The organism is Micromonospora sp. NPDC049662 (genome assembly GCF_040675055.1).
In the GTDB taxonomy this organism is placed as follows: domain Bacteria; phylum Actinomycetota; class Actinomycetes; order Mycobacteriales; family Micromonosporaceae; genus Micromonospora.
Window position 1 is genome coordinate 325,995 of record NZ_JBFAOC010000001.1, and the last position, 19,044, is coordinate 345,038.

10 protein-coding genes and 2 CRISPR repeat arrays are annotated in these 19,044 nt (G+C 67.8%); of the genes, 2 read left to right on the forward strand and 8 right to left on the reverse strand.

Going from position 1 to position 19,044, the window contains the following annotated elements:
* Window positions 1-11 precede the first annotated feature (11 nt).
* A complete protein-coding gene (locus AB0J36_RS01370) occupies window positions 12-4,070 on the forward strand; it encodes a trypsin-like peptidase domain-containing protein (protein ID WP_363659942.1) in 4,059 nt (1,352 codons plus the stop codon).
* Window positions 4,071-5,361: 1,291 nt separating this feature from the next.
* Window positions 5,362-7,098: direct repeats of the CRISPR family, unit length 28 nt; unit sequence CTGCTCCCCGCGCATGCGGGGGTGGTCC.
* A gap of 983 nt (window positions 7,099-8,081) precedes the next feature.
* Here the strand turns inward: AB0J36_RS01370 and AB0J36_RS01375 are convergent.
* A complete protein-coding gene (locus AB0J36_RS01375) occupies window positions 8,082-8,750 on the reverse strand; it encodes an HNH endonuclease family protein (protein WP_363660027.1) in 669 nt (222 codons plus the stop codon).
* Window positions 8,751-9,092: 342 nt separating this feature from the next.
* Here AB0J36_RS01375 and AB0J36_RS01380 point away from each other — a divergent pair, with 342 nt between their 5' ends.
* Entirely contained in the window at window positions 9,093-10,070 is a 978-nt protein-coding gene (locus AB0J36_RS01380; protein ID WP_363659943.1) for a hypothetical protein, read from the forward strand.
* Window positions 10,071-10,434: 364 nt separating this feature from the next.
* Window positions 10,435-12,471: direct repeats of the CRISPR family, unit length 28 nt; unit sequence CTGCTCCCCGCGCACGCGGGGGTGATCC.
* 281 nt (window positions 12,472-12,752) lie between these two features.
* Here the strand turns inward: AB0J36_RS01380 and cas2e are convergent.
* Genes cas2e through casA form a run of 7 tightly spaced genes read right to left on the reverse strand, consistent with a single transcriptional unit; the run spans window position 12,753 to window position 18,857 of the window.
* Window positions 12,753-13,109 carry a type I-E CRISPR-associated endoribonuclease Cas2e gene (gene cas2e / locus AB0J36_RS01385; protein ID WP_363659944.1) on the reverse strand — a complete coding sequence of 119 codons (357 nt, stop codon included), beginning with the start codon at window positions 13,107-13,109 and terminating at the stop codon, window positions 12,753-12,755.
* Window positions 13,109-14,059 (reverse strand): type I-E CRISPR-associated endonuclease Cas1e, encoded by a 951-nt coding sequence (gene cas1e / locus AB0J36_RS01390; protein ID WP_363659945.1) that lies wholly within the window; start codon window positions 14,057-14,059, stop codon window positions 13,109-13,111. The genes cas2e and cas1e overlap by 1 nt, the downstream gene beginning before the upstream one ends.
* A gap of 14 nt (window positions 14,060-14,073) precedes the next feature.
* The gene (gene cas6e, locus AB0J36_RS01395; protein WP_363659946.1) at window positions 14,074-14,739 is read right to left on the reverse strand and encodes a type I-E CRISPR-associated protein Cas6/Cse3/CasE; all 666 of its coding nucleotides are present in this window, start codon (window positions 14,737-14,739) and stop codon (window positions 14,074-14,076) included.
* 2 nt (window positions 14,740-14,741) lie between these two features.
* Window positions 14,742-15,443 carry a type I-E CRISPR-associated protein Cas5/CasD gene (gene cas5e, locus AB0J36_RS01400; RefSeq protein WP_363659947.1) on the reverse strand — a complete coding sequence of 234 codons (702 nt, stop codon included), beginning with the start codon at window positions 15,441-15,443 and terminating at the stop codon, window positions 14,742-14,744.
* Window positions 15,440-16,564: a type I-E CRISPR-associated protein Cas7/Cse4/CasC gene (gene cas7e, locus AB0J36_RS01405; protein WP_363659948.1), complete on the reverse strand. Its 1,125-nt coding sequence runs from the start codon at window positions 16,562-16,564 to the stop codon at window positions 15,440-15,442. The genes cas5e and cas7e overlap by 4 nt, the downstream gene beginning before the upstream one ends.
* Window positions 16,561-17,235: a type I-E CRISPR-associated protein Cse2/CasB gene (gene casB, locus AB0J36_RS01410; protein ID WP_363659949.1), complete on the reverse strand. Its 675-nt coding sequence runs from the start codon at window positions 17,233-17,235 to the stop codon at window positions 16,561-16,563. The genes cas7e and casB overlap by 4 nt, the downstream gene beginning before the upstream one ends.
* The gene (casA, locus tag AB0J36_RS01415) at window positions 17,232-18,857 is read right to left on the reverse strand and encodes a type I-E CRISPR-associated protein Cse1/CasA (protein WP_363659950.1); all 1,626 of its coding nucleotides are present in this window, start codon (window positions 18,855-18,857) and stop codon (window positions 17,232-17,234) included. Before casA ends, casB begins: the two co-directional genes overlap by 4 nt.
* Window positions 18,858-19,044: the final 187 nt, after the last annotated feature.

The following is a 19,044-nucleotide window of genomic DNA, read 5'->3' on the forward strand; positions in this document are numbered from 1 at the left end:
TCGGCAGCGGGGTGGTCATCGACGAGTGGCGGGTTCTGACGTGCCTGCATGTCGTCAAAGCATCCCTTGCAGGCGGCCGGCTTCAGGTGGCATTCCCCAAGGCGGGTGTTGCCCGTGCGATGCGCCGCAAGGTGGCTGCAGTGCGGCCGGCAGCAGATGGTGCGGACGTTGCCGTGCTCGAACTGGCCGAGCCGGTACCACCGGAGGTGCGGCCGGCACCACTCTCCTGCCCTGAGCCCGCCGATCTGGTCGACGAACAGTGGTGGGCCTTTGGCTTTCCGGCAGGGGTACCGCTCGGCAGCGACGCATACGGCACCGTTGGGGCAGCGCTCGCCTACGGGTGGGTACGGCTGGACACCGAGTCGCGTTACGTTGTCACTCAGGGATTCAGCGGCACCGGGCTGTGGTCGCCACGGTTCGGGGCGGTGGTCGGCCTGGTCGGGCAGGCTCAGGCCGGCGGAGAGAGGCGCGGCGACGCGCTGGCGCTCACCCTGCATCAGATTGACCGCGACATACCCGACGAGAAGCTGTCTGTACTGGCTCGCTGGTCGGTCGCGGCCGCCGGTGAGTCGGCGCTAGCGGCCTGGGGCTGGTCGCTGGATTCCGATGTGGAAGCTGTTAGGCACTGGCGGCCCCGGGCGCGCGGGGTGGCGGTGGACGGTGAGGCGGGATACCGCTTCCGGGGCCGTCGCGCAGCGCTGACCGATGTGGTGGCCTGGCTGGATCGACCCGTTGTGGATCGGCGGGTGCTTGTGGTGACGGGCTCTCCGGGGGTCGGCAAGTCCGCCGTGCTCGGCAGGGTGGTGACGACCGCTGATGGAGGCATCCGCAGCGCGCTGCCACCTGGCGACGACGGCGTCAAGGCGACTATCGGATCGGTTTCATGCGCTGTACACGTCAAAGGAAAGACAGCGCTGGACGTCGCGATTGAGATTGCCAGGGCGGCTGCTGTTCGGATCCCGATCGAGGTAACAGAGCTGGTACCAGCATTGCGCGTCAGGCTTTCACGTCGTTCGGGACTGCGGTTCAACTTGGTCCTCGACGCGCTAGACGAGGCGACCGGTCCGCAGCAGGCCCGCCGGATTGTCGAGGACGTAGTACTGCCGCTGGCTGCGCTAGGTCCCGACGTGGACGCCCAGATCGTGGTGGGCACCCGCCGCCGCGACGACGGCGGGAACCTGCTGGCGGCGTTCGGGCCTAACGTTGCAGTGGTAGACCTCGACGTCGAGTCGTATTTTGAGGTGGCTGATTTGGCCGCTTATGCCTTGGCTACCCTGCAACTATCCGGCGCGGAGCGGATAGGCAATCCTTACGCCGACGACCGCGTTGCTGAACTGGTTGCGGACCGCATCGCCTCGCTCGCCGGCCGCAATTTCCTGGTGGCTGGACTGGTAGCTCGCCGGCACGGACTGTATGACACTGTCGCGGTCGACGCATCCACACTGGATTTTTCAGCCGACGTCGACGCCGCCTTAGACGCCTACATCAGCCGGCTGCCGCTGGTCGGGCGCGTACCAGCAAAGGTGGTTCTTACCGCGCTCGCCTACGCTCAGGCGCCTGGTCTGACCGTACCGCTATGGCGAGCCGCGCTCGCCGGCCTCCGGGCGAAAGTCAAGCCAGCGGACCTGGCCGCGTTCGTCCGCACGTCCGGAGCAAATTTCCTGGTCGAGGCCAGCAGCGATCCGCACAGTCCCCGTTTCCGGCTGTTCCACCAAGCGCTCAACGACGCCCTGCTGCGCAGTCGGCAACGCCGCCGGCGCACCGGCCAAGATCAGCGGGGCATCGCGAGGCAACTGATGCTCACAGGCCGGGCCAATGGCTGGCCGGACGCTGATGGGTACCTGCTTCGAGCGCTGCCTGACCATGCCGGGCCGGGCGGACTGCTCGACGACCTGCTCCTCGACGACGACTACTTGCTCTACGCAGACCTCACCCGGTTGGTACTAGCAGCTGACACCGCAGTCAGCGAACTCGCCCGCGCGCGGGCTGGGCTGTTAAGGCTCACCCCGGGCGCGGCGGGAGCCGACCCGTCCGAGCGATCGGCGATGTTTAGTGTCGGCGCCGTTCTCACCAGCACGGTGCCAGTGGGCACCCGGCACCCCGCGCCTTACAGGGCAGCGTGGGCGGAGGCCTCGGCACCTGCCGAATGGGCCGTCCTCCAGGGCCACGTCGGTGATGTCACTGCCCTCGGCACGGTGGACACCGATGACGGGGTCCTACTAGTCACCGGCGGCGCGGATGCGACGGTGCGACTCTGGAATCCAGACAACGGTCAACAGGTACAGGTGCTGACCGGACCCCCAGGGGAGGTGAAAGCCGTCTGCCCGGTCTTCATCGACCAGGTACCAATGGTTGCAGCCATCGGCGGGGACGGTGCAGTGCGGTTGTGGGACCTAGATACCGGTGGACTGGTACGGATCCTGCGCAGGGCTGGCGACGGTAACAGCCTGTGCACAGCAGAGCTTTCCGACGGCCGGACCCTGCTCGCCGTTCCCGCGGGCGAGGTAGTCAACCTGTGGGATGTTTCCACCGGCGAGCTGGTGAGCGAACTAGCAAGGCAGGGCGCTTCCGTAGCTACCCTCTGTCCAATCGAGGCCAAGCACGGAGAGCTCTTGGCTGCCGCATACCGCGACCGGACCGTCGTGGTATGGGATCCAGCCGACAGCCGGCAAGTACAGACGCTGACCGCAGGGGGCATCGTCATGCGCGATATGTGCGCCATCCGTACCGCGGATGGACGATCACTGCTCGCGTGCAGCTTCTGGTTCGGCGACGGCGTGTCGGTGTGGGATATCGATACGGGCGAGAAGGTTCATTCCTTGTCAACGTCGACTTGGGACGGAGACGTGCTGTGCGCGGTGGACGTGCGACACGGGACGTCACTGCTGGCCTCTGCCAACCAAAACGGCCGACGAATCCGGGTGTGGGATCCTGACTCTGGTCGGTTGCAATATGTCCTGGAGAGTCCCACAGCTGGGGTGCGGCAGATCCGAGTGCTCGCCACCGCCGCAGGACGAAGCCTCATGGCTGTCACAGGCAATCATGATGACAAGGTGCGCCTAATCGCGGCCGACTTTAACGTTGCGCCTGAGGCGACGACCACGGGTCGTCAATCGGCAATTACAATCAGTATCTTTGATGCCGCCGAGGGCCGGCGTCTCCTCATGGTTGGCGGTGGAAACGGGGAGGCGCGGCTGCTGGACCCCGACACGGGTCAGCTGGTGCGGTCCTTGCCTGTGGCCGCACTAGCGCTAAGGGTGAGTGCGGTCCGGAATTCGAACGGTCACCATCAAGTCGTCTCAGTCGCCTCGGACGGCACGCTCCGACTTTTGGACGCAGACACCGGCGCCGAGCAACATACCCTAGGTCGGTCGCAGTGGATGCCAATCCTGGCCGAGGCAAGCACTGGGGACGATCGAGTTCTGCTCATTACGGCTCGTCGAGACGACATTAGCCGATGGGATCCGCTGACTGGGCGGCAGTTGCATGGACGATTCGACTGGCGCTTGAGGCTGTACCGCTGGTTACGGCCGTGGCGGCGTGGCGTGGACTGGGTAGTAGCCATGGCTGCCGTGCCCACCGGCACGGGGCGGAGGTTGCTCGCCTACGCCCGCTCGGATGGGTTGGTACGGCTACGCGACCTGAATACCGGCCGCCCCGGTGCCCATCTGCGCGGCTATCGCGGCGTGATCAACGTACTGCATGCGGTGATGGGCGCGGGCGGGCAATGGTTACTCGTCTCGGGCGGAAACGACGCGGTGGTGCGCTTGTGGGATCCTGATTCAGGGGCGGAGATGCACGCTTTGCGCGGCCACACGGCTCCCATACGGGCGTTGTGCACTGTCGGCCCAGACGACGGGCCCCAACTGCTCGCGTCCGCAGGCGATGACAGCACCGTCCGACTGTGGGATCCACTGACCGGCGCCCACCAGCTCACCGTTCCAGTCCACTATCCGGTCGAGGCCTGCGTATCGGTGAATGATGTAGTGGTGGTGGGATTCGGTACCGGCCTCTTGGCAATCCGGCTCGCCGGTGAGGAGACCGTTGCGCCCCTGCCGGAGGTGCCGTAGCCGCAGCCCGCGGCCGCCGCCATCTCGCCGACGGGCCGGCGCGCCCCTCCCCTACGCCGATGCGCGTCGCTGGGCCGCGCGGCCAGTCCAGGCTGCCGACCCCACGCCACGGCTCAACGACCAGCGTTTTGGCGACGGCCCTTACTCTCCGCGCCGGACGAGAGGCATCAGGCGCTATGGCCCGAGAGCACCAGCAGCAGCGGCCTGCGTCCAGGCAAGCACACGACGCTTTGGACCCAGCTCCGACAGAGCTGGGGACGGCCGCAGGCACTGAAGGATTCGGCCGAGGCTTCTCAACATGATGACAGCTGCTGGCACCTGCAGCGCTTGACGCGCAATCAAGAGCAAAACTGCAGCCCCATCCAGGACGCAGACGAAGCGGCAGGTCAGAGCGTTGCGCAGCAGGCACGTCTACGGCTAACCAGCCACGCCGTTACCGCCAACAAAGATCATCCGTTGCCGGATGTTACCGCCGTTACCTGGGATGATCTTCATCTCCCCAGGTCAATCGGTCGGGACGGCCGGATTCGAACCGACGACCCCTTGACCCCCAGTTTTACAACGATTCTGTCACGCCATGCCAGAACAGGCTGATAGGTCCTCCAATACGGACAGAAGCACCCTCCTCAGTGGCGCCTCCTGCTGGCTCGTGCCAGCTAATCCCCGGCCGCAGACCTGAGTTCGTTACCGGAGTTGTTACGGCGACCAGTCAAGAATCTGGCCTGCCATCGTGTCCGGGTGGCTCGTGGCATGCCATACCTCTGCTAGGGCATCCTAGGACAGAATCATCTTGTTAGAGGACCAAGAGTCACCACAAGAATCGCTGGCTGCCCATGCGTACCAGCAGGAGCCCATCAGCTAAATCTTCCGTCGTGCCGCCGAGACCCACCACGGGAAGGGTCGGCCGCCTGCCGTCCGTCAGCTCCGCCCCGAGCACCTATCCTTGTCGCAAGCTTCAGCACTCTTCTCAGCTCGCCACGGTTCGACGACCGAAGGGGCGCCTCCGTTACCTTAAAAGGCAGCGGTCACACCCATGGGCGAAGCTGGGGCGCGCGGGCCGCAGCCGCCCCTTGATGCGTGCCGGTACATGACCTCACCTCTACTTCCGGCCTGGCAAATGGCAGCGCCTCCTGGTCGTGTATTGGGTCCACCAACTACGCTGTAGCCGAGCTCGCTCACCCCCTAGTTGACGGCTACGCCAGCAAAATTGAGACCGAGACTGGGAACGATCTTGCTGAACCTGGTGAATGAAAACCGCAAAGTCGATCTATAGCCCCGCAGGTCAAGAAGCCTGCTCCCCGCGCATGCGGGGGTGGTCCTCTGTCAAACTCACGCTGCGTCATGATCGGGAACTGCTCCCCGCGCATGCGGGGGTGGTCCGTTCGCCTAGCCCCTCCGGCACGCTGAGAGGCCCTGCTCCCCGCGCATGCGGGGGTGGTCCGGCGGCGGCGCAGCACGCGGACGAGCACCTGACCTGCTCCCCGCGCACGCGGGGGTGGTCCTGACGGCAGCCCAGCGACGCCGACGAGCATCTGCTGCTCCCCGCGCATGCGGGGGTGGTCCCGCGAACGCGCCACTGTCCCTGCGGCGCCACGACTGCTCCCCGCGCATGCGGGGGTGGTCCCGATGACGTCCGGCCCTCGGCGGGCCGGAGGCGCTGCTCCCCGCGCATGCGGGGGTGGTCCCTGCTCCAACTCCTGGCCCATCTCCATGCGCACCTGCTCCCCGCGCATGCGGGGGTGGTCCGATGATGCGCCCGGTGGGCATGGGTGCTCCTGTCTGCTCCCCGCGCATGCGGGGGTGGTCCCCTGCTGCCCGCCAACAGCATGGTCCTCGGGGTCTGCTCCCCGCGCATGCGGGGGTGGTCCCCTGTACGTGCTGGGGCGCGCGGGGGACGCGAGCTGCTCCCCGCGCATGCGGGGGTGGTCCTGCGTAGCAACTAGCGACGAACCGAGCCCTGTGCTGCTCCCCGCGCATGCGGGGGTGGTCCGTCACGGGTGAACGGGATGACGTAGACGCCCGCCTGCTCCCCGCGCATGCGGGGGTGGTCCCGGCGCGACTACGGCGATGACGCCGAGGATCCTCTGCTCCCCGCGCATGCGGGGGTGGTCCCCGGCTGATCCTGCCGCGAGTGACGATGACCGACTGCTCCCCGCGCATGCGGGGGTGGTCCCGATCCGTCCGGGTCGCAGGTGCCCAGAACTTCCTGCTCCCCGCGCATGCGGGGGTGGTCCCTGGGCGGGGATGATGGGTAGCTTCATCGGCTGCTGCTCCCCGCGCACGCGGGGGTGGTCCCCGCAAGCGCTTCCGCCTGTCCGAGATCCGCACCTGCTCCCCGCGCACACGGGGGTGGTCCGGCGGAAATCACGCGGGCCACGGTGGCGGAAGACTGCTCCCCGCGCACGCGGGGGTGGTCCCTCCCTACGTTGCAGTCGTCTTGGTGTTTTTCTCTGCTCCCCGCGCACGCGGGGGTGGTCCCCGGTCGGCCACGCTGCGGCCGGACTGGTCGGACTGCTCCCCGCGCACGCGGGGGTGGTCCCGCCTTGAGCGTGCCGCCCTTGGCCTTGCCGCCCTGCTCCCCGCGCACGCGGGGGTGGTCCTCGCCCGGCCTGGTGCCTGAGAAGGACATGCGGCTGCTCCCGGCGCACGCGGGGGTGGTCCCAAGGTCTCGTAGCGCCAGACCCCGGTGGGGAGCTGCTCCCCGCGCACGCGGGGGTGGTCCCGCGGTAAGCGCGATCACGAGGGCCAGGCCGCGCTGATCCCCGCGAACGCGGGGGTGGTCCCCGGGTGGCCCAGAACCCGACGGGTGTCCAGACCTGCTCCCCGCGCACGCGGAGGTGGTCCCAGGCTGCGCATCGAGTCGCGTCCGGTGGCCGACCGCTCCCCGCGCACGCGGCGGTGGTCCGGCGGAGCAGATCGCGGCGATGGTCCCTGCGCTCTGCTCCCCGCGCATGCGGGGGGTGGTCCCTTCGCCTGGGACCGGACCCAGCCAGTCGGGTCCTGCTCGCCGCGCACGTGTGGTGATCCCCGACGACCCGAGTGTACGGATCGCGGGCCAACCTGCTCCCCGCGCACGCCCGGGGGTGGTCCTTCGCAGATCGGGTACGCCGGGGGATCCTCGCTGCTGCTCTCCGCGCACGCGGGGGTGGTCCGGGTGTCGCGCCCGTTCAGCACGACGACGTCCCTGCTCCCCGCACACGCGGGGGTGGTCCCGTCCTGTCGATAGCGCTGCCTTCGTTGGCCGGCTGCTTCCCGCGCACGCGGAGGTGGTCCGGTGAACGCTGGTGTGTTCGACGTCCAGGAGCACTGCTCCCCGCGCACGCGGGGGTGGTCCCCCAGTCCGCCGAGGGCGCGTCGTTGCAGCGTGACTGCTCCCCGCGCACAGGCGGGGGTGTTCCGTAGATCTCCTCGCCGTCGTCGTCGTGGTCGAGCTGCTCCCCGCGCACGCGGGGGTGGTCCCATCTGGGACCGGTACCGGCCCGATGGTCTGCACTGCTCCCCGGGCAGGCGGAGGGTGGTCCGGCGGTATGCACCAGGGTCGATCTCTCCCCTATCTGCTCCCCGCGCACGCGGGGGTGGTCCCCCAGGCCAGCGCAGATGCAGCGATGTCCTTCTGCTCCCCGCGCTCGCAGAGGTGGTCCGACGGCTTGCAATCCCTTGCCGTGCTCGGCGATCTGCGCCCCGCGCGCGGAGGTGGTCCCTCGTACCACTCGTAGAGGCCGGTGACGGGGTCCCGCGCAGAGGTGGTCCCGCGCCCGGCATCGGCTCGGTACCGATGGGGTGCTGCTCTCCGCGCGCGCGGGGGGGGGGTGGTCTCTCTGTGCCGTTTCCGACAAGGGAAGACCGATGCCTGCTCCGACCGAGGTGCTCATAGGGTCAAGCGTCTCGCCATCGACGAGTCGGCAGACCGCCGACTACGCGGCGCAGGGGATTTCAAGCTAGGCAGCGAGACAGACGAGAGTCCCAGCTAGGAGAACCATACGACTGCGAACCAAAGCTGTAGGGATGTGGTCACGAACTGCAGGTGTTGAGCATGCTCTGAAGCGCAGATTTCTCCGATGACTGCAAGGTCAGGCCCCAGCTGTACTTTACTGTGATCCACATCTTGCTGTAGGTGCACCGGTACGAGGAAAGCGGCGGCTGCCAGGTGGAGGGGTCCTGGTCGCCCTTGGCCTGGTTGACGTTGTCCGTGACCGCGATCAGTTGTGGGCGGGTGAGGTCGTTGGCGAAGCTCTGCCGGCGGCTGGTCGTCCAGGAGTTGGCGCCGGAGCGCCATGCCTCGGCGAGGGGCACGACGTGGTCGATGTCGACGTCGGAGGCTGCAGTCCAGGTTGCTCCGTCGTAGGGGCTGTACCACCGGCCCGAGGTGGCGGCGCAGGAGCTGTCGACGACGACGGAGGTGCCGTCGCGCTTGAGGACCTGCTCACGCGTGTTGCAGCTACCGCTGATCGTGATCCAATGGGGGAATAGGTCACGCGAGTAGCCGCTGGTTGAGCCTTGCGTCGCCACGGTCAGGGCGTTGAGCTGGGACTGTGCGGTCGCCTTCGACGGGATGCCGGGAGGCGTGGCAGACGCCGGCTGTGCGCTGACGCCAACCAGGCCGGCGACGGCGGCGAGAACGACTGCGCCGGCCTGGCGCGTCACACGTGGGAAACGGGCGGAGAGTTGAGTTACCCGCATAAGGGCCTCCTGGGCAGTGGGTGGATGGCAACCGTCTCCGACGATCATGTACATCCATGTACTTGCTTGTGAAGAGGCAGGAGAGCAGCTACGAAAATTCGACGAGCTTGCATCACTGATCTCCGCGCGTGCGCTGGGAGTCCCCGCCCATGCCGTTCTTTGCTCACCTCGGCCGTCAGGCGTTCGGCATCTTCAGGCCAATGGGGTACGGATGGACTTCCAGCTGTGACCAGTTCGACGATCAGGTCGAGCCGAAACCCGGAGGATGGCTCGGAACCTCACCCCCGCCGACCGCGTCTCAGAGACGCCCCCATTGCATGCATTCGATCATCAAGGAGCGATATGCGAATAAACGTCAAGGGGCTCGTTCTGATGATGATCGGGGCTTGCCTTGCCGCATGTGCTGAAGGTGCGGCCACGGTGGGCGAGGCACCGACGGACAAGCAGTCGCAGCCATCCGCAGCCGTTACCGGCGCACCAACGGTCCATTCCGGGTGGACCTCCTGCACGGTCGACGCTCCGATCGGTAGCGACGGGCGCCCGCCTAACGCTTTCACGTTGCCGCGCCTCGGCACCGACTTCGCTGTTGCGTCCGCGGTCCACTGCCAGCTCGGGCCGAAGCGACGCGCTGACGGCGGTGAGGACCTGGTCCTCACCGAGGGCCGCGCCACCGATCTGGCGGCGCTTCTTGCCGCCCTACGCCTGCCCGATGACACAACCACCATCGAGGTCTGCACCGCAGACATGCCCTGGGAACCGAATCTGCTGCTGTTCGACGCGCAAGGCCAATGGATCCGGCCAGGGCTGCCGATGGACACCTGTGGAAGGCCGCTCGCCGAGGTAACGGAGGCAGTCCGCGCTCTGCGGCTGACCAGCGTGTCGGACACGGTCGTACGGGAACTCGTGTCAGCCGGAGCTGCCGCCGCTGGATGTAGCCAGGATTGGTCGACAATGGTGACCGCGGAGGCGCGGTCGGGCCGGGTGGTGATCCCGTCGGCCGCGCCGCTGCGTCTGTGCGTGTTCCGAGTGCCGGCGCAACAACAGAGCATCCCCCAGCCCGCCGGGACCTTCGAGTACGGGATTCTCCTACCCCAGCAGCGGCGCGCGACCATCGAACGAACGCTGGCAACGCTACGCCCAGCCAAGAAGTGCTCAGGTACCGCCGACCGGTTCGCGGTACTGCAAGACGCCGCCGCCATAGGCGGTGACGCGCTCTACGTCGAACTCGACCACTGCCGGCGGGTGCTGGCGGCGCCGGTGTACGGCGCACCAATCTTGGCTCAAGCCGACAGCACGCTCATCGAACTACTCAAGCGGTAGCTGTCCGAATTAGGCGCACCCTATCCAGCAGAACCACCTCTGCTAGGACTCTTCGTACTGCAGCCGGTGCACCTCTGCTAAGACGCCGATCGCCACCGACGTGATAACGCCAGGGCTTCCCCTGTCGCGTCCACGAGTCGTTTGCCATCGCTCAGTAGCTATGCCGGCACATGACCAAACCTCTGCGGTCCTTTAGGCAAAGCAGCGTTCTCTCGTCGTCTCACTTGAGGCTCACCCGCTAGGCTGTAGCCGAGCTCGCTTGCTATCGAAATGCCCTACGCCAACTGAGACCGAGCGGAAGATCTTGCGGAACCTAGTGAACAAAAACCGCAGAGTCGATCTATAACGCTGCAGGTCAAGAAGCCTGCTCCCCGCGCACGCGGGGGTGATCCACGTCAGCGCCGCCAGCGAGACACCCGGACCCTCTGCTCCCCGCGCACGCGGGGGTGATCCCGCAGGACTGGTCAACATACTCATCACCTAAACCTGCTCCCCGCGCACGCGGGGGTGATCCGGCCCAGGCCCTGGCCTGGTGGCGGTCCGCCTCCTGCTCCCCGCGCACGCGGGGGTGATCCGTCGATCCAGCGGGCGCGGCGCGCGGTGGTCGCCTGCTCCCCGCGCACGCGGGGGTGATCCCCAGGACCCCTCCTCCCCCACCAGCACGATCCGCTGCTCCCCGCGCACGCGGGGGTGATCCGAGTCTGCTGGGCGCGGAGCAGAAGGCGTGGCTCTGCTCCCCGCGCACGCGGGGGTGATCCCTCGACGTCGCGCGATTTCCGGGTCTTCGCGGTCTGCTCCCCGCGCACGCGGGGGTGATCCGAAGGTGCCGACCCACCGCTGGCCGCGGTGGTCCTGCTCCCCGCGCACGCGGGGGTGATCCTCGGCGGCACGCCGGCCGCCTTGCACAGGTCCTCTGCTCCCCGCGCACGCGGGGGTGATCCGAATTGGGACCATGAATGGGGGAGCCTGGGCGACTGCTCCCCGCGCACGCGGGGGTGATCCCCGGCTGTAGATGCCGTCGATCAGCCCTTGGACCTGCTCCCCGCGCACGCGGGGGTGATCCCGACCTCCGCCGCCAGTGGCCCGGCGTGGTTGTCTGCTCCCCGCGCACGCGGGGGTGATCCCCCCTTGAGCTGCATGTCCGGCAGATCGTCGGACTGCTCCCCGCGCACGCGGGGGTGATCCTGACCTGGTGACCTGGCTGCGCGCCCAGCTTGACTGCTCCCCGCGCACGCGGGGGTGATCCTAAGCTGGTCGCGGACGCGATCCTCGTTAACGACTGCTCCCCGCGCACGCGGGGGTAATCCGTACGGTGACCAGATCGCCGTGTCGTGGGAAACCCTGCTCCCCGCGCACGCGGGGGTGATCCTTGTGCTGCTGCCACACCACTCCGGTGTAGGTGCTGCTCCCCGCGCACGCGGGGGTGATCCGGCCGGATGGTTCGCGTTCTGGCGCGTCGGCGCCCGCTCCCCGCGCACGCGGGGGTGGTCCTCCCTCCGTCAGGGCCATGCAGCTCCACACCACCTGCTCCCCGCGCACGCGGGGGTGGTCCCGATCAGGTGCTCCGGGGCCTGATCACCACGACTGGCTCCCCGCGCACGCAGGGTGGTCCCGCGGCGACGGTGGCATTCGCGGCTGATGGGCCCTGCTCCCGCGCACGCGGGGGTGATCCCGATCAGGCCCGGCGTGTACTGGCCCCATTGCTCTGCTCCCCGCGCACGCGGGGGTGATCCCACGGATGTGGCGGCGACACCAATCCCGCCGATCTGCTCCCCGCGCACGCGGGGGTGATCCGTACGAGGAGTCGCGCTGGTACGCCGAGGGCGACTGCTCCCCGCGCACGCGGGGGTGATCCGGGCACCTGCGTGCTGGAGTCCGTCGCACCGAACTGCTCCCCGCGAACGCGGGGGTGATCCGGCTGGAGATCCGAAGCGGTCGTGGGAGAAGATCTGCTCCCCGCGCACGCGGGGGTGATCCTTCGGTGATGGCGTCCGCCTACCCGGACCGGTCCCGCTCCCCCGCGCACGCGGGGTGATCCATTCGGATCATCGTTTCCAGCTCGGTGGCCGGGCCGCTCCCCGCGCACGCGGGGGTGATCCTGCCTGGTAGCGGTCCACTTCGGAGGCGAACCGGCGCTCCCCGCGCACGCGGGGTGATCCGGCGGACCGGCCCTGGCCCGCCGCATCGATCAGCTGCTCCCGGCGCACGAGGGGGTGATCCCAGGTCACCGGAACCGCGCCATGTCACCTTGAACTGCTCCCCGCGCACGCGGGGGTGATTCGTTCAGGACATCGATCACGTTCCGCGGGCCGTCCTGCTCCCCGCGAGCGCGGGGGTGATCCCAGGGTGTGCGTGTGGCTGGCATGGCAAAACCACGGCTCCCCGCGCACGGGGGTGATCCGTCCTCTCGGACTGGTAGTCGAGGAAACGCGCCCGCGCCCGCGCCCGCTCCCGCGCGCGGGGGCGAGTTCAGACGCCAACGACAGAGCAGGCACATCATTAGGGGGACACATAAGGATGGCCCAAGCTGCGGATGACTGGGATACATTTCCTTACCTATCGTGAACTTCGAATTCCCGGCAATCGATGGAGACCAGACTCGCCGAGGTTAACCCTCGGCTTCGGCCGAGCAATAGCTGACCGCGCAGCTAGGGCGCCAATTGCCTCTGCCGGCAAGCTCCTCTACAGCGGCCGCCCACGCCTCCCAAATCGACGGCGCCTCGCCGCTTTGCTCCAACCGCCGGCTATCGCTGGGTTGACGATCGGGTCAACAGGGCGACGCATCAGGGTAACCCCGTCGAGATCCACGGGCACCCAGTGATGGTCGTGAGCCACGAACGAGAGCCGCTGTTCACCGGGCACCTGGTAGACCATCAGAGCCCGGCCAGCCCCTGCCATCTCAATCACCCGCGTCCACAACCTGTCTCGCACGCGCTTGCTGATGTGCCCTACGTATACACCGGCGGTCAGCTCCAACAGCCACTGCGTCAAATGCCCCCGCAGGCCGGGTGGACACGCGGTCAGGATGATGACGGTCATCAGAAGTCCACCTCCCCGATGTCGGCGTAGTTGCGGCCGGCGCTGAGCTCGATGCCGCTGTCATCCCAGAGGCGGAGGGAATCCTCGTCCTCAATCTCGCCGCCGGGTTGCGGCTGGAGGAGCAACATCCGGATGTCGCGGACGCAACGCGCGAGGATCGCGCCGTCGTGAACACGGTCGCGTACGGCCCGTCGGGTGTCCGCGCCGATGTCGGTCGACCCGCTGGCCACCACGTCAAAGGCGACGGGGATGGTGATCTCCGCCTTGTACAGGTCAGCGATGTCGTAAACGAAGGCGCGTTCATGCCCGGTGTGCACGAATCCGAGGCCGGGTGCGGCCCCGAGCGCGACGATGACGGCGTGCACGATGCCGTACAGGCAGGCGTGCGCGGCTGACAACGCCTGGTTGATCGGGTCGCCAGCAGCGAAGTCGGTCTGGTCATAGTCGCGGTGGCTCCAGGCGACACCGCTTCTCTGCGAGTGTTCGCGGTAGGTCCGACGGACGCGTGCGCCTTCCTTACCACGTAGTTGCTGCATGGTCAGATTGGTGGTGCTCTCGCCCGGGAAGCGCATCGCGTACATGGTCCGGGCGACGGCCAGCCGGCGATCACGGTGACTGACCGCAGCGGCCTGTGCAAGGAGCAGTCGGCTGGAGGCTGCGAGTGAACGACCGTGGGCGTAGTAGCGCACGCCCCGCTCGCCGACCCAGACGGCAGTGGCACCGTGGTCGGCGAGCAGGGCGATGGCCTGGTGGGTGATGCTGGTTCCGGGGCCGAGCAGCAGTACGCCCACTGATGCGGCGGGGATGTGCACCACGCCTCGGTCGTCGGTGGCGGTGATCGCGTTGCTGTCTCTGTGGATCACGCTGCGTTCGAGGTAGAGGAAGCTGATCCGGTCCTCGGCCCGGGTCAGATCGGCGAGCTCGGCTGGTGGTACCTCTGGGATCTTCATTGGTCAGCCTGGTGTCAGCTGGTGGGCGCGAGCGTGAGCAGCCCGCAGCCGTACGCCTTTGCGTGCCCGATCCCGCTGGTGAGCGTTCGCCGGAAGGCATCCCCGTCGGTGATCTGGAGGATGCCGTCGTAGGTGACGGTCGTCAGGGTGACGGTGCCCATGCCGCGCTTGAAGGCCTGCGTCTGACTGCGGTGCAGCCGCACGTTCGGGCGCCCGTCCTGCTGATGTGCCAGCACGAATCCGTTTCGGGCGGCACGGCTCGTCAGCCATTGCAACTGCGCATCCTGGCGCAGGAAGCCAAAGCGTTGCGTTTCCTTCGAATCGCTGGTCTTGCGGCCGCTGTGGGTGGGGTTGGCGGTCAACCGGAATGCCCACTCCTGCCCCGTGTTCAGCGAGAGGAGCAGAACGCCGTAGTCGCGGGTCACCCACGTCTCGGTAGTGGGCCAGCCGGCCTGCTCGACGAGATGGGTGAGGTCTGGGCGGCCAGGGCTGACGATATAGAGGTAGACGGTCGCGGGCGCTGAGGTGTCGAGCCGCCACAACGTCCGGGTGCCGTCACGTTCGTGATCCTCGGGGTCGGCGAAGGCCGCGCGCACCGCGGCGTGCATGGCATGCGGTGATGACAGCAGCTTTCGTGCGCCCCTGCGGGCCGGGTTGATCTGAAAGCGGGTGAGGAACAACGTCAGCCTCCCAGCAGGCTTAGCGGGTCATGATCGGCAACGTCCGCCCGATCCGCACGTTCGTTGGTGACGTCTACGTGCCGGCGCAGAACCGACCGCCACGTGTGTTGCCGATGCGCTGGATCGAAGCTGACCGGCTCGTCAGGCACGGTGTCGGTGACCGGCTCGCCGGGCCGGGCGTCCCGGATGATCTCCAGTCGGACCGTCGGGGCTGCCTTGCGTCGGTACCAGTCCGCGGCGAGCCAAGGCCACGAGGCCAGGGCGCTGTCGAGGGTCTCCTCGTGGACGCCGAGGCTGATGGGCCCGACCGGCGGGCAGGAGCGACGGCCGAGGTAGAGGGGAAATTGCGGCCGGCTCAGTGCCTCCGCCAGACCGTGCAGCAGCTCGCTCTCCCCGCTGACGGCGGCGAGGAAGGCTGCGTCGGACAGGTAGAAGCGGTAGGTAAGTGGTGCGCTGAGACGGCCATCGAGAGAACGGGCGGTCTGAAAGTCCCGCAGGATCTGTCCCGGCTGGTCGAGCCGTACCCCGAATTCCAGGCCGAGCAGGTCGGTGAGCGGCTCGGTGCGTCGTACACCTTTGGCTGCCGCGAGCAGCCCGATGACGCCGCTCTTGGTCGGTGCGACCTCGGTGCCCCGGCGAGCGAAGCGGCTGGACGACCCCCACGATTGTAGGGGCCCGGCCAGCCTGAGCAGCAGGACGCTCATGCCGGCTGGCCAAGCGATACAGCGACGTGCTCCCCCACCCCGGTGACCAGTTCGCTGAAGCTGACCGCCTTGCCGAGGTCGGCGAGGACAGCGGTCTTCTCCCCGACCTGAGTGACCCAGCTGGCGACCGGCCGCTCGCCGAAGGCGTTCTCGACTGCCGTGGTGTGCTTGGCCAGGGCTGCAGCGGCCAGTTCGACACGGCCGGCGGCGTTCGTCTCCCGGATGGGCGTTTCGAACGCACCGACGAGATTGATCGGCTGCGAGTCGCGCAATCTCACCAGCACCGCGTCAGGCAGCGTCCGGTGGGCGAATGTGTTCTGCTTCCCCGACGGCATGCTGCGCGCGAACGCGACCAGGAATGCTTCGACGGCCGCGCGGGTGGCTGCTGCGTCGCCGAGGGTGCGGTGGAGGGCGTCGACGTCGACCGTTGCGTACCGGTAGAGGGTGGACGAGTTGAACTCGATGGTGCCGATCATCCCGGCGCCGGTCTCGGCGGCATCGGCCTTCCGGTCGTCGACCGCCGTGAAGTAGTCGAACTCGTTGTCGACCGCGTGCACGCTGATGGCGTGGGAGACCTGGCAGGCAGCGTCGACGTTGATGTCCGTCATGTCCGCCATCATCCGTCCGAACATGGCAATGTCGATCGAGTGATCCGTGTTGGCCAACGTCTTGAACCGGGCCTTGTCCAGTGGAGTGCCGGTGCCGGCGGCTTCCAGCGCGGCGGCGGCGAGGTTGTCCAGCTGCTGGTGGCTGAGGAAGAGCAAGTAACCAGACTCGACGTCCTTGACCTCACCCTTCTTCTTTTCAGCCTTGGCGAGGCCGGAAGCGACGAACACCTCGGCGGCCAGTGCGGACGCGGTTTCGTCGGACTGGCTCGGGTCGAGGGCCTTGATTCGTGTCGCGAGTGACTCCCCCACGCGCTTGGTTCGCTCCCCGAGCTGGGAGCGGTCGAGCAGGTCGGCGAACCCTAGCCGCACGGCTCGCTTCCAGGCCTGGCTGGAAACGCGTGCACGACGAACGCCGCCATAGACAGCGGTCTTGGGTGACCCGGTGTCGTCGCGGTTGAGGTTGCTCGGCGGCACCGTCTGCAGGGCGTAGACGTCGATGATGGTGCGGCTCATGATGGGTCCTCCTCGGGGTTCTCGATAGCGAGGGTCTGAACGTCTGCGCTCGGTTGGCTCCGGAAGGACTCCCGGCCCCAGATGGCCTGGATCTGGGCACGACCGCCAGGCCGGCGAAGGGTGTGAAGGTCGTCGGCGAGCAGGCCGTAGTCGACCGGGACCTGGTGCTCACGCAGCATGGTGGTCAGGCTGCGGAGGTGGTAGATGCTCTCCTGGTACGTGGTGGCGGTGCCGAGTGCGGCGAAGCGGCGGCGCACCCCCTCCGGCCCGTTGGACTTGCGGACGAGGAAAGCCATGGCGAGGCCCAGTCCGCGTCCGTTCACGTGCATCCGCTCCCGCCGTGACTGCTGGTGGAGCGCGTACAGGGTCACTGCGTCGTGTACCGCGTGCTCGGTGTCGGCCGCCTCTGCATCGTCGGCCGGCCGGTAGCCCAGCAGGTGCTCCGGCACCTGCAGGTACCGCTCCAAGGTGAAATCGAAGCCCGGAGCTCGGCCGATCCCTCGCCTAAGCCGGGCCAGGGCGCTGACCGCCTCCGGCTGCGATGCGTCGCTGAGCAGTCGCGCCTGCAGGCTCCCCACGGTGCGGGCGACGTGCTCACCGAGGTCCTTGCGGCGCCGGACCCACGGTTTACGTGCTGGCGCCGGTGGGGGATCAGTCTCCACCATGGTCATGCTGGTTCCTCCTGCCGTTGTTGCGGAGTCTCGGCCGCCATGGGCAGCGCTTTTGCCAGGCCGACGCGGAACCACGCCTCGGCCTGCGAGCTGGAGTAGTGAACTTCTCTGCCGTTCCGGTCGACGCCTGCGCGGCCGATCCAGGCCGCTGGACCGGTTGCGGCGACCAGCTCGTCACCGAGCCGAAGGATGGCCCGACGCACCGACCGCTGCCACGAGGCGCGCTCGGTCACCGGGTCACTGCCCGGACCGAGGCGAGCCAGCCAGTCGCGAAAGTCCTGGTCCAGCCGTGCGTACGCCTGCTCGGCAGCCCGTTCGGCGTCGCCGCTGTCGGTGTCCCGGCTACCAGCGGCCCGGGCCAGGTTGTCAGCGAGCCGACGCAGCACCTTCACCGCGCTCTCGGCGTCAGCCGCGGCGTCTACGGCTGCCGTGCGCAGCTCAGAGTGCTCGACCAGCAGCAGCACGTTCATGGTCAAGGCGTCGCTGAACACCTCGTCGACGACTGCCTGTTGGGTGCCGTAGGTGACGCTGGTGGCACGCGGACGAACCCGGAAGTCCGACCCGACCACCCCGGTGACAGTCAGTCGGGCCAGCCACTGCACCACCATCGGCGAAAGCCGCTGTGGCGGTTCGGCGCCGGGTGGCGGTGGCGCGGGGAGCAGTGTCTGCAGACCACGCCACAGGGCGCGGCTGTGGTCATGCGGCCGCGGTAGGTAGATCGGGGTCCGCTTCTGCTCGCGCTCGCGGGGCCCGCTACGGCCCCACACACTCATCGGTTCCAGCAAGTGCCGATCCTGCCAGTCGAACCTATCTCCGATCGCGATCATGGCACCGGTGACACCGTTGGAATCGCCGAAGAGCCGGATGCGGCGCGACTGCCAGGTATACAAGCTGAGCAGTCCGTAGGGGCCGCGGGTCGCCTCACTCTCTTCGGAGGCCGTCTGCGGCTCGCGCTCCCACACCGGCAGGTCTCGATCGTCGGCGTTCTGCCAGCCAGGGGCGATTGGCACCAGGTTGAGCAATAGCGTTTCCCGCAGAGTCGAACCCTCGAGGTGGACGCCGCCCAAAGCCCCAAGAGACGCCACGCCGATCGGATATCCCCGCCCGCCCTTGACGCGTGGGTCTCCGACCGCACCCGTCTTAATACCGGACGAGTCGAAGGCCTGGCAGTGCACCAACCACCGCGCCGCCTCGGCCGGTGAGATCGACTTCATCCCATCCCCGGCACGGGTGGTCAGGAACGGAATGCCATTGGGCACGTCAGCGATGAGCCGCTCCAGCCCGAACGTGTTGTTCTTGGCCGCTCGCAGGTCCGCGACCTGGTAGAACGGGTGCTCTGGGTGGAGGAGATCAAAACGGTGACGGAACGCTTCGAGGTATTCGGCGACATCCGCCACCGGGAGCTCGGGGGCACGCCACAGCGCCCGCCACGCGCCATCGCCAGGTGGGCCACCCGTCGTTCGGTGCAGGACGGCGAGCGCGAGTCGCAGGATCGCGAACGACTGCGTGGGCAGCTCGCAGGCGATCATGCGGATGTCACCGGCCTGTTCGAAAAGGCCGAGCAGCGACACCTCGCGGCGCTGACCCGCAGCGTCCAGCACCGGAATCCACGCGTTGTCCACCAGCGAGAACCCAGGTCTCTGATCGGAGCTTGTCAAGTCTCTCACCACCGTCTAATCTCGACCGAGTTCACTGAACAAAGTAAGCCCACCGTGTACCGACGGGCAACAACTGCACATCTGGCTGCAACTGCCCTCACCTTGAGGGGTGATCCTTAAGCTCACCGGGTCGCAGCCACGCTCCCCGCGT